This is a genomic window from Amycolatopsis sp. DG1A-15b (genome assembly GCF_030285645.1).
Classification (GTDB): Bacteria; Actinomycetota; Actinomycetes; order Mycobacteriales; family Pseudonocardiaceae; genus Amycolatopsis.
On the sequence record NZ_CP127296.1, the window covers coordinates 5,958,322 to 5,970,094 of the forward strand.

Genomic DNA, 11,773 nt, shown 5'->3' on the forward strand with positions numbered 1-11,773 from the left:
TACCCGCCGGTAATGGGAGCCCGCCGTTGAGCGTAGACACCGAAGTCCCGGCCCGGACCGGCAACCGGCTCGCGGCGATCCTCGTCTCGCTCGCGCTCGCGGGCAACAACGCGGCCAGCTACGTGCTGAGCCTGGCGGCCGCGCGGATCCTCGCGCCCGGCGCGTTCGGGGAGCTGAGCTCGCTGCTGGCGGTGCTGGTGATCGGCGTCGTCCCGGCGATGGGCCTGCAGACGGTGGTGGCGCTGCGGGTGGCGCGCGCCCCCGGGCTCGCGCAGGGTTCGCTGTTCGCGCTCGGCCTGGTGACGAGCGCGATCGTCGCGACGACGGCGTTGACGCTGAGCCCGTTGCTGGTGCTCCTGCTGCACCTGGGCTCGCTGGCCCCGGCGCTGCTGGTGACCGCGGCGCTCGGGCCGTTGACGCTGCTGGGCGTGTTCCACGGTCTCCTGCAGGGCAGCCACCGGTTCGCCGTGCTGTCCGGCCTGATCGCGCTGGAGGGCGTCGGCAAGGTCGGCGGTTCCCTGGTGGGGCTGGTGGTCTCGGGATCCCCGACCGGGGCGCTGGCCGGAGCGGCGATCGGATCGCTGGCGGTGGTCGTGGCGGGCTGGCAGATCTGCGGCCGCCCGCGTCCCCGCTGGGCCGACCGCCACGGCGGCGAGGTGCTGCACACGGCGCAGGCGATGCTGGCGCTGGTGCTGCTGGTGAACCTGGACCTGGTGCTGGCCCGCCACACGCTGCCGTCTTCGGAGGTGGGCGAGTACGCGCTGGGGGCGATCGTCACGAAGATCGCGTACTGGCTGCCGCAGGCGGTGGGGGTGCTGGTGCTGCCGCGGTTCGCCGTCTCCGACCGCCGCCGCCGGGTGCTGCCGGTGGCGCTGGCCGTGTGCGGCTGCCTGGACGCGGTGGTGCTGCTGGTGTCGCTGGTCTTCGGGCCTTCGCTGCTCGCGGTGATCGGCGGCGCGCGGTACGCGGGCAGCACCATGCCGGTGTGGCCGTTCGCGCTGGCGGGCTCGATGCTGGCGCTGGTCCAGATCCTGCTGTACGCCCGCCTGGCGGACGGCGACCGCCGCGTGACGGTGCTGATGTGGTCGGCGGTCGGCGTGGAGGCACTGCTGATCACGACGTGGCTGCACGGCTCACCCATCCAGGTGGTGACGGCGGCGGTGTGCACCGCCGGCGCACTCGCCGCGGCCGGCGCCCTCCTCGAGCTCCGCCCCCGCAAACCGGCCTGAGCAGCCCCCGTTTTCCACGCTACCGGCAGGCACCGACACTTCCGCGACCCCGAACCCCGTGATCCGGCCCGTATCCACCGTGTTTGAACCCGGATCTCGCGTGATCCGAGCCAGTCACGGGGGTTACGGGCTCGATCACGGGGGTTACCGGGGCTGGGTTAGCTCGTGGGGTTGGTGGGGTTTTCCTTGCGCACGAACCAGTCCACGCACGTCGCCACCATCGCGGCCGCGGCCAGCAGGAGTGCCGCCTGGGTCACCGGGCCGTACGCCCAGTCCTGGCCGTGGCCCAGGATGCGGCCCGTCACCGAGGCGCCCGCCGCCACCGCCATGCCACCGAAGGCCAGGTACCTCGGTGCGCGCTCCGAGAACTGGCGGGCCAGCAGGCACGCGATCAGCAGCACCACCGGCAGCATCCCGTCCAGCGCGACCAGCAGCCCGATCAGCACGACCGGTGTCCAGGAGCCGCCCGGGGAGATCGTGAACCGGCGCCGGTGCGCCGGCCACGCCACGCCCACCAGCAGCGCCAGCACCGCCGCCGCGCCGACCAGGAGACTCAGCCGGTAGTGCGCGTCCGGGGTGAACGACAGCGACACCACCCCGCCCGCGCCCGCCGGGACGATCCACGCCTGCTGCCAGCCGTCCACGCGGGTGCGCGTCAGCTGCTGACCGTCCAAACTGGCCGTCCAGCCCGCGTTCGCGTTCTCCGGGACCGCCAGCACCGCCTCCGCGCCCGGGCCCACCGTCACGGACCGCGACGCCGCGCCCCAGTCACCCACCTGCACCGCGCGGTGCACCGGCGGCGACGCGGTGCCGGCCGGGCGCAGCCACAGGTCCTGGACCACGAACGACTCCGACCGGTCCGTCCGCAGCTCGTGGCCGCCCGCCGGCAGCGCGATGCCGCCCTCCGAATCCCGGCACATCCCCAGCGCGAGCGGCCGGTGCGCGGTGATGTCGGACAGCTTGCCCTGCACCGACGTCCGGTAGTCGAGCCCGTCGAGGTGGACGTTCGGCCCCGATCCGCACGGCACCGTGAACGCCGGGTCCGGCCCCGGGAGCAAGCCGTCGCTCCCGGACAGCGCCAGGCTGCCGATGCCCACCACCGAGCGTGCCGCGGGATCGTCGTCGTCGCCCGGCAGCACGACCTGCAGCTGGTCGGTGTCCAGGGGTTCGAAGGACGCGGACCCGCCCGCGTCGAGCTGCACCGACCGCGTCCCCGACCGGCCCACCAGCTCCACCTGCCGCGGCGCCCGGGCTCCGCTCGACGGCGAAACTTCGATGTGCAGCCCCGAAATCCGCTTCGGCGACGGCCACCCGAGCGTCAGCGCCGGCCGCAGGTCGGTGACGTCCGGGCGCCACGTCGTGCCCGGATCGCCGTCCACGGCCGCGAACCCGGCGGCCGCCGGGTCGCCGCCCAGCTGGGACGTCGACGCCACGGTCACGCCCGGCAGCGACACCGGGTTGCGGCCGCCGCCTGCCGGCAGCACCGTGCCGCCGACCAGGTACGTCTGCTCCGCCGGGGTGCTGAACAGCCGCCGGATCCCGTCGGGTTCCTCGCCGTCGCGGGCCGCGGCGGCGTCACACCGCACGGCGGCGCCCAGCGGCAGGCACGCGTACCGGGGCTGCTGGCCGCGGGTGAAGGCGAACCCGGGCGCCGGCCCGGTCGGCAGGTCCGCGGGCACCTCCAGGGCGCGCTGCGGCTCGGTGTCCGGGATCTTCAGCTCCGCGATGCCGACGTTCCCGTCCTGCCGCCCGACCACCAGCGACAGCAGCGTGATCCGCACCGTGCGGGTGACGCCGCCGGCGACGGAGTACTCGTGCGGCCCGGCACCGCGGATCACCGGCTGCTCGACCGAGCCGTTGTCGGTGGTGATCCGGATCCGGGTGGCCGGCCAGCCCACCCGCAGGTCGTCCACCATCTCCAGGTTCACCGAGTTCACCAGCCGCGGGGTGTCCAGCTCCACCTCGAGCCACTGGCCGATCGGCCCGGTGAACGACGACGAGTGCCACGCCGTGCGCGGGTCGCCGTCGATCGCCGCGAACGGCTGGTGCGAAGGATCGGACCCGCCGAAGGCGTCGGCGAACGACGCCGCCGTCGACGCCGTCACCGAGCGGATCCCCCGGTAGGCGGCCACGGTCTGGTGCTCCTGGCCCGGGAACGGCAGCAGGTCGCCCGCCGCGCGCTGCTGGCGGTAGGCCTCGCCGGCGGTCAAGGTCTGGCTGAGGTTGTCGCGGACGCCGCCGACGTTCCGCTCGGCCCGGCGCAGGCCGTCGGTCACCAGCCGCGGGCCGCCGGGCGACCCGCCGTCGCCGGTGAGCACGGTGGGCGTCGCCGGGTCGAGCTGACCCGAGTCGATCAGGGGCAGCAGGTTCTCCGGGCCGCCGCTCACGGTGGGGACGTCCGTGGTGGACGTCGCGGTGGCCAGCGGCACCGGCTTCCCCACTTCGTAGACTTCGAGCGGGCCGAACGCGGCCGCTTTGGCGATGCCCGGCGACCCGGCCAGCCCGGCCCGCAGGGTCGCGATGGGCGGGGCCGCCGTCCGCTCGCGGTCGATGTCGTTGCGCAGCAGCAAAAACCGATATCCCGAACGGGCGAGCAGCGCGGCCAGCCCGGGGTCGCCGCGGCCGTCGGCGAGCGCCGCGTCCACGGAGTCCATCAGCCGCGTGTTCCCCTCGGACCCCAGCGGCACCTGGTTGCGGACCGCCCACGGGCTGCGCGCGATCGCCTGCGCGGGCTCGTCGACCGTGCGGCCCCAGTCGTACTCGCCGAAGCCGGTGGCCGGCAGCAGCAGCGTCCGCGCGTTCGGATCGGCCTTGGCCACGTACCCGAGAGCGTCGTACCAGTAGCCGGGCACGGCGTCCCAGCCCGGGCCGGACCGCAGGTTCAGCAGCCACGCCGGTGCCGCCATCACCAGCACCAGCAGCAGGCCCAGTGCCGGCCGCAGGAACCGGCGCGCGGACGTCACCTTGGCTGGGCTCGAGATGCCGTGCGCGAACGCCAGCATCAGCGGCAGCCGCAGCACCGGCTCGAACTTGTGCACGTTGCGCAGCGGCGCGAGCGGCCCGTCGAGCAGGTGCCGGACCTGTTCGGCCAGCGGGCTGTCGAGCGTGCCGACGTAGCCGATGGTCAGCAGGGTCAGCCCGGTCACCACGCCGAGCACGAGGAACCGCCGGTCCGGCAGGCCGCGCCGGGTCAGTCCGAACAGGCCGACGCCGGCGACGAGCCCGGTCGCGAGCATCAGCACGGGGTTGTCGATCAGTGACCAGCCACCCGGCCACCACGGCGTGCCCTGCACGACGTAGGCGACCCACTGGTTGGTGCCGCGCAGCACCTCGAACAGCGACATCGGCGCGGTCGTGTTCGTCGCGGACTCGATGTAGTCCAGGAACGGCAGGCTGTATTCGCCGAGCAGCAGCAGCGGCAGGATCCACCACAGCGTCGCGCCGATGACGAAGACGAACCACCACAGCACGAGCTCGACGTGCGCCCGCGTCCAGCGCCGCGTCAGCAGCCACAGTCCCGGCAGGACGAGCGCCATCACGACCATCGCGCCGTTGACGCCGCCCATGCACAGCACGGCCAGCGCGGACAGCCCGGCGGCCCGCCGCGGCGAGCCGATCGCCCCGGCCCGCACCAGCGGCACCAGCACCCACGGCAGCAGCACCGCGGGCAGCATCTCCGCGGACAGGCCGCCGATTTCGGTCAGCATGCGCGGCGCGAGCGCGTACCCGAGCGCGCCGATCAGCCGCGTGCGCTCGGTGCCGATCTTCATCGCCCGCGCCAGCAGCAGGGCGCCGCCGAACGCGGCCGACAGCAGGACCGCGCCCCACAGCCGTTGCGCGATCCACGCGGGCACGCCGGCGGCCTGGCACAGCGCGAAGAACGGGCCCATCGGGAACAGGTAGCCGTACGCCTGGTTCTGCAGCTCCCCCGCGGTGGCCTGGGGGTTCCACAGGTGCAGGGCGCGCCCGAGGAAGGCGAGCGGGTCGACGGCGAGGTCCAGTTTGGTGTCGAACGTCGTCTTCCCTGGCATCTGCAGGAATGACAACGTGGTCAGGGCCAGCACGATCCAGGTGCTCGGGCGGCGGAGGAACGCACCCGGTGAGAACTTCCGGTCGCGCTCCGCGGGCGGGGCGCCGTCCCGGGTCCGTTCGCGGGTGCTGGTTACCATCCGGTAGATACTAAGCCGAAACCTGGCTACCATGTGCCGACGATTTTCCCCGGCCCCCGACTTCCCTGGGCAGGTGCGCCATCACGACCGAACTGAGCACGGACGGCTTCGCCGACGCGTGGACACTGGCCGAGCCGGTCAAGGGCTGGATGACGCGCGCGCAGGGCGAGGCGCTGTGGCAGGCCGCGTGCCGCCTCGAAAAGGGTGACGTCATCCTGGAAATCGGCAGCCACCAGGGCCGATCCACGATCGTCCTGGGCGCCGCCGCCCGCACGGTCGGGGCCACGGTGATCGCCGTCGACCCCTTCGTGGACGGCCGGTTGTTCGGCGGATCGCCGACGCGGCAGCTGTTCGAGCGCAACATCCGGCGGGCCGGACTGGACGACGTCGTCGAGCTCGTCGCCGGTTACAGCACGAAACTGCGCCCTGACTGGGATCGGGCCATACAGCTGCTTTACATCGACGGCAAGCACGACTACTGGACCTACACCGACGACCTGCGCTGGTCGGCGCACCTGCCGCCGGGGGCGGAAATCCTGGTCCACGACTGTTTTTCCTCCATCGGTGTCACGCTCGGCACGATCGCGAAGGTCCTCTTCGGACGGCGGTACACCTATCTGGACCGCGCCACGTCGCTGGCGCGGTTCCGGCTGGCGCCACCGTCCACGGCAGACCGCGTGCGCCTGCTGGCGCAGCTGCCGTGGTTCGCGCGCAACGTCGGGATCAAGGTGCTGCTGCGGCTGCGCTTGCGGCCGCTGGCCCGGCTGGCCGGGCACCACAGCCCGTACGACCCCTACTGAGTCACCGGCTTCCCGACCTCGACTCTGGGGACGCACACGGGGGCACCCGGGCTCGACAGCCGCACGCCGATGTGGTCGAACAGGCCGTCCACCGGCAGGTACAGCGAGTGCAGCCCGGGCTGGAACCACACGGGTGTCCGGTCGACCAGGCCTTCACCGCCGTCGCGGGTGAAGTAGTCGATCTTCAGCAGGTGCCTGCCGAGCAGCGGGGTGTCGAGTGCCACGCTCACCGGCGTTTCGCCGATCTTGTACCCGCAGTCCGGCACCGGCCCCGGCACGCCGCGGGACTCCGCGGCCACGCCGGTGATCAGGTGTGGGGTGCCGGTGGCGTCGAGCAGGTGCATCCGGTTCGTCGGCTGGTCGAAGTGCGTGCCGGGCACCAGGCCGGCGACCCGGGACGCCTGCGAGTCCGCGCCGAACCACTCGTGGACCACATCGGACGGCACGAACGTGTCGTAGAAGACGAGATCCGGATCCTCGGCGACGGCCGCCCGGACGTTGGCGACGTACTGCCCGGAATGGTCGAACCGCATCGCGGGGGCCAGCCGGAAAAACCCGATCGCGGAACTGGCGAGCAGAAGCACGGACACGATTAGCGCGATCGGCCGTTCACGAGTGACTCCGGATGGCCCAACCCCATTGGGCGTAAGGAAGGCGAACGCTCCGCACAGCGCGGCCGCGAACGCCAGCTCGGCGAGGTACCTCGGGTCGTCGCCGGCGGCCGGGCCGACTTCGCGCAGCCGCGTCAACGCCAGCAGCCCGACGTCCACGGCGAACAGCAGCCCGAGCAGCGCCCACGCCCGCCAGGCCCGGCGGCCGCCCACGCGCCCGCCGGCCACCAGCAGCGCCAGTGCCGCGGCGAACAGCAGGACCACGACCGCGAACGGCGACGGCGCCCAGGTCGCGCCCGGCCCGGGCCCCGACCACGGCCCGCCGGCCAGCCCGGGCAGGAAGGTGTCGCCGAGCATCCGGCCGGTCAGGTCGGCGACGGTGCCGGCGGTCATCGGCGGGCCACCGGGAGCCACCTGGCTCGACGTCAGCGCGAGGTAGCCCGCGACGAACGCGGCCAGCAGCACCGCGTGTCCCGCCCAGTAGCGCCACCGGTCCCGGAAGGACTGTCCGAGCAGGACGGTCACCCCGGCCAGCAGCACCGGGACCACGACGGCCTTCTCGTAGAACGCCAGCCCGAAGAGCGTCCACGCGAAGGTGCCGATCCACCACCGGCCGCCTTCGCGCAGGTAGCGGACGTGCCAGTACAGGGCGCCTGCGGCCGCAAGCACCACCGGGACGATCTGGGAACCGTAGGCCCACCACAGGGGCGGGACCAGCAGCAGTGTCGAGGCCGTGAACACGGTGAACGGCACCAGGATCGCCCAGCGACGGCCGAAACAGCGCACCAGCAGGCACCAGAACAGCACGGTCGCCACGGCCCGCATCAGCAGCAGCGGCGCCACCATCAGCGGGAAGTTCAGCGGCGCCCACCACGTCATCACGGCCGCGAGGAAGAACCCGCCGGGCATCAGGTGCCCGTGGTAATCCTGGAAGAGGTAGCCGAGGTCGAACGGCCCGGCGAAGGCGGCCCGGTAGGTCATGACGAAGTCGTCCTGGGCGAAGTTCCCGTGCAGTGCCGCCCAGGTGTGGAAGGCGAACGGCACCGCGCCGGCGACGAACGCGGCGAGGACCAGCGCGGACGGTCTTCGGGTCACCCGGGGCGCGGGTTTTTCGATCTGCACCAACACGGGCTTCCTCACTTCTTGCAGGCGGGCGGCTGGCACATGAGCTTGCTCAGTGCCTGGTAGAAGACGTCGGAGATCTTGCGCGGGTCCGGCGTGGTGAAGGACTCGCCACCGGTCGCCGCGGACACCTGCCGCAGCTCGCTCGCGTCGATGTCCGGGCCGATGCCGATCCCGATCACGGGCAGCGGTTTCCGCGGGTCCTGCAGCCGGCCGAGCTCGGCGAGCAGGCCGGGCAGCCCGATCGAGTCGTCGTCCTCGTTGCGGCCGTCGGTGAGCACGACGACGAGGTTGATCCGGCCGAGCTGCCAGCTCTGCCGGGCGTTCTGGTACGCGGCGAGGATCGAGTCGTACAGCCCGGTCGCGCCGCCGGGCTTCGGCTTGACCGCCTGCAGCGTCGCCACCCCGCCCGCGGCGAGCTGCTGGGAGATCGACCGCATCGGCAGCAGTTCCTTGTAGTCCTTGTTGCCGTCCAGCTTGGTCGAGAACAGCCAGAGGCCGATCTCGCTGGTCGGCTTGAACAGCCCGAGCCCCTGCGTCGCGGCTTCGAGCGTCAGCGACATCCGGCTGCGGCCGGTGCCGGGCACGGTCGCGGCCATCGAGCCGGAGACGTCGAGCAGGACCTGGACGCGGGCGCTGAGGTTCGCCCCGGCCCACGCCTGGAGCACGCCGTACATCGCTTCGGGCGTGGGCGGCCCGGCCGGGCGCGGTGCGGCGTTCGTGCGGGTGTCGCGCGGCCGGTCGCCGAGCAGCTGCCCGGACGGCGTCCGGAACCCGCCGTCCGCGAACGCCTTGGTGGCGGTCTGGTCGAGCAGCAGCCGCAGGAACCGCTCGGCCGCCGAGCGCGAAGCTTCCGAAGCCCGCGGCAGCACGACGTACGGGTAGTCGAAGCTCGGCACGCCGGCGGCGGGGTAGGCGGCGACGAGCTTGCGGGCCAGTACCGACTGCTCCGACGCCGGCCACGCGGTGAACGGCTGCTTCACCGCCGAAAGCCTGCGGATCTCCTCGGTGAAGGCGGCGGCCGGGTCGGGCGCGTCCTTGGTCACCTGCTGCAGGCCGATCAGCGCGCCGATGGCGGCCGGGTCGCGGGCCGGGTCGGGCAGCCCGACCGGGCTCCCCGCGAGCACGTCCGACCACGACGGCGACTTCCCCGGCCAGCCGGCCTTCTTCGCGACGTCGTCGGTCAGCGCCAGCACCACCGGCGAGCTCGCCACCGGCTGGCCGGACTCGGGGAGGTTCCACGCGCCGCCGTCGCGGGCCTGCAGCAGCCAGGTGCTCGACTCCGGCACCCAGACGTCGGGGCCGTTCGCGCCGTTGGCCTCCAGCGCCGTCGCGGTGGCCGTCGACGGGCTCGCGGTGACCTCGACGGAGTAGCAGTCCTCCTCCGGGACGGTCCGGGCGAGCTCGGTCAGCACCGGCGCGATGTCCGGCGCGGCCGTGAGGCGCACCGCGGTGGTGCTGTCGCAGCCGCCGCCGGCCAGCCGATTCTTCAGGTAGTCGAACCCGGCCCATGCGAGCAGCGCGACCACGAGCAGCGCGCTCAGGACGACGACCCGAGCGTCGATCCGCCGGGCCCGCGCCGGGTGTGCCGCCAATGCACGTCCTTCCCTCGTGAGGTGCTGGCAGCTTGCCAGCCGGGTGAGCGGGAAGCCAGTACCGGAAGCAGAACGTCACCATCGGCGCGTGAGCCGGCGGTGAAGGGCGGCCCGGGTGCGGCCGTTTTGGTGATTCGCCCTGCGGTGTCGCGCTCTCCCGCCGGCGCTACGACCTGCCGGGCGCGGGGCGGGCCGACATCGACTGCAGCGCGGCCGAGCCGTTCGGGATCGACATCGTCGGGTAGGCCTCACTCGGGCGGCAGCGCGCGGCACAGCGCGTCGAGAGCCGCCGGGTAAGTGTGTTCCGGTGGCGTCGCGTAGCCGACGACCAGGCCGTCCATTGTGGACATCGTGCTGTCGGGGTGCCGGAAGGCGGCCAGGCCGTCCAGTGCCAGTCCCTGCCAGGCCGCGGCCTTCAGCGCGGCCTTCTCGGTGCCCGGCGGGAGCCGCAGGACGGCGTGCAGGCCCGCGGCGATGCCCGTCGGTGTCACGTGCGGGGCCCGCTCGGCGAGTGCCGTCACGAGCTGGTCGCGGCGGCGGCGGTAGCGCTGGCGCATCCGGCGGATGTGCCGGTCGTACGCGCCCGACGTCAGGAACTCGGCCAGGGTGAGCTGGTCGAGCACGCCCGCCCACGCCTCGCGCTCGCCCTTCACCGCCAGCACCGGGTCCACGAGGTGCGCGGGCAGCACCAGCCAGCCCAGGCGCACCGCGGGCGAGAGGCTCTTGCTGACCGAACCGGCGTAGACGACGTGCTCCGGGTCGAGGCCCTGGACCGCGCCGACCGGCTTGCGGTCGTAGCGGAATTCGCCGTCGTAGTCGTCCTCGATGAGCACGCCGCCGGTCGCGCGGACGTGCCCGATGACCGCGGTGCGGCGGTCGTGGTGCAGCGGGCCGCCGGTCGGGAACTGGTGCGCGGGCGTCAGCAGCACCGCCGGGACGTCGAGGTCTTCGACGCGCGCGCCGTGCTCGTCCAGGCCCAGGGGGATCGTCTTCACGCCGGCGGCGGCGAAGATCGACCGGTGGAACGCGAGGCCGTAGGACTCGACGGCGAGCGGTCCCCGCAGCACGGCCGGGAACAGCAGCCGCAGGGCGTGGGCGAAGCCCGAGCACACGACGATCCGCTCCGGTGACGTCCGCACGCCACGGGCCCGCGCGAGGTACTGGGCGAGGGCTTCCCGCAGCTCCGGGCGGCCGCGCGGGTCGCCGGGGCCGAAGGCGTCGTGCGGGGCCGCGTTCAGCGCGCGACGCGCGGCGGCGAGCCATTCGGCGCGCGGGAACGACGTCGCGTCCGGCTGCCCCTGCCGGAGGTGGTACGCCGGTTTCGGGGCCGCCGGCTTCCGGGCCGGTGCCCGGACCGGCTCGAGGGGTTCGGCGCGCTCGGCGACGCGGGTGCCGGAGCCCTGCACGGCGGTGAGCCAGCCTTCGGCGACCAGCTCGGCGTAGGCGTCGGCGACGGTGTTGCGGGCCAGGCCGAGGTCGGCGGCCAGCGACCGGTAGGGCGGCAGCCGGGTGCCCGGGACGAGCCGCCCGGCGCGGACGGCGTCCCGCAGGGCGGCGATGAGGGCGGCGCGCTTGCCGCCCGGTCCGGTCAGCTCCAGGTGCAGGTCGGCGCCGAGCCGCTCCCCCGAATTGACCCATTCTTTTGCCACGGAAATGCACCCTACACACGGGTCAACCGCGCCCTAGATTTCTGGTCATGACGAACTCCCGCCTCAACTTCGCCAAGACCGCACCGAAGGCCTTCAAGGCCCTGATCGGCCTCGACGCCGCCGCCCGCGCCGGGCTCGACCCCGCGCTGGTCGAGCTGGTCCAGATCCGCGCGTCGCAGCTCAACCGCTGCGCCTACTGCCTGCACATGCACACCTCGGACGCCCGCAAGGCCGGCGAAAGCGAGGAGCGGCTGCACATGGTCGCCGTGTGGCACGAGGCCGGTCACTTCTTCAGCGAGAAGGAGCGGGCCGCGCTGGCGCTGACCGAAGCGGTCACCCTGGTCTCGGGTGGCGTCCCCGACGACGTCTACGCCGGAGCGCTCGAGCAGTTCGGCGAGGAAGAACTGGCCCGGCTGCTCGCGCTGATCTTCACGATCAACACGTGGAACCGCATCGCCATCACGACGGCGAAGGTGCCGGGAACGGACGAGCGGGCGGTCCGGTGACCCGCCGCCCGGTGGGCGGGCGGGCGATCTGTTCGGCCCGCGCCGGATCTTCGCACTGGGGTGCGCGCTCTACGCGGGGTTCGTCGCCGGCC

7 protein-coding genes are annotated in these 11,773 nt (G+C 73.3%); 3 read left to right on the plus strand and 4 right to left on the minus strand.

Going from position 1 to position 11,773, the window contains the following annotated elements:
• Positions 1-26 precede the first annotated feature (26 nt).
• Positions 27-1,229 carry a lipopolysaccharide biosynthesis protein gene (locus QRY02_RS27240; RefSeq protein WP_285985685.1) on the plus strand — a complete coding sequence of 401 codons (1,203 nt, stop codon included), beginning with the start codon at positions 27-29 and terminating at the stop codon, positions 1,227-1,229.
• A 158-nt stretch (positions 1,230-1,387) separates the two neighbouring features.
• Here QRY02_RS27240 and QRY02_RS27245 read toward each other — a convergent pair whose 3' ends face one another.
• The gene (locus QRY02_RS27245) at positions 1,388-5,398 is read right to left on the minus strand and encodes an alpha-(1->3)-arabinofuranosyltransferase (RefSeq protein WP_285985686.1); all 4,011 of its coding nucleotides are present in this window, start codon (positions 5,396-5,398) and stop codon (positions 1,388-1,390) included.
• Between the two features lie 149 nt (positions 5,399-5,547).
• Between QRY02_RS27245 and QRY02_RS27250 the strand changes: the two genes are divergently transcribed.
• On the plus strand, positions 5,548-6,198 hold the full coding sequence (locus QRY02_RS27250; protein ID WP_285985687.1) for a class I SAM-dependent methyltransferase: 651 nt from the start codon (positions 5,548-5,550) through the stop codon (positions 6,196-6,198).
• Here the strand turns inward: QRY02_RS27250 and QRY02_RS27255 are convergent.
• The 3 genes from QRY02_RS27255 to pdxR form a co-directional block, all read right to left on the minus strand.
• Entirely contained in the window at positions 6,192-7,934 is a 1,743-nt protein-coding gene (locus tag QRY02_RS27255; RefSeq protein ID WP_285993930.1) for a glycosyltransferase family protein, read from the minus strand. The two genes, QRY02_RS27250 and QRY02_RS27255, sit on opposite strands and share 7 nt — an antisense overlap.
• Positions 7,935-7,945: 11 nt before the next feature.
• The gene (locus tag QRY02_RS27260) at positions 7,946-9,526 is read right to left on the minus strand and encodes a substrate-binding and VWA domain-containing protein (protein WP_285985688.1); all 1,581 of its coding nucleotides are present in this window, start codon (positions 9,524-9,526) and stop codon (positions 7,946-7,948) included.
• Between the two features lie 248 nt (positions 9,527-9,774).
• Positions 9,775-11,175: a MocR-like pyridoxine biosynthesis transcription factor PdxR gene (gene pdxR / locus QRY02_RS27265; protein WP_285985689.1), complete on the minus strand. Its 1,401-nt coding sequence runs from the start codon at positions 11,173-11,175 to the stop codon at positions 9,775-9,777.
• A gap of 47 nt (positions 11,176-11,222) precedes the next feature.
• On the opposite strand from pdxR, the gene QRY02_RS27270 reads away from it, so the two are divergent.
• Positions 11,223-11,681, plus strand: a complete 459-nt coding sequence (locus tag QRY02_RS27270; RefSeq protein WP_285985690.1) for a carboxymuconolactone decarboxylase family protein — start codon at positions 11,223-11,225, stop codon at positions 11,679-11,681.
• Positions 11,682-11,773: the final 92 nt, after the last annotated feature.

Excerpts from the sequence above, each read along its gene's own strand:
- QRY02_RS27245 (WP_285985686.1), bottom strand. The coding sequence starts at position 5,398 with ATGGTAACCAGCACCCGCGAACGGACCCGGGACGGCGCCCCGCCCGCG.
- QRY02_RS27270 (WP_285985690.1), top strand. The coding sequence starts at position 11,223 with ATGACGAACTCCCGCCTCAACTTCGCCAAGACCGCACCGAAGGCCTTC.
- QRY02_RS27250 (WP_285985687.1), top strand. The coding sequence starts at position 5,548 with ATGACGCGCGCGCAGGGCGAGGCGCTGTGGCAGGCCGCGTGCCGCCTC.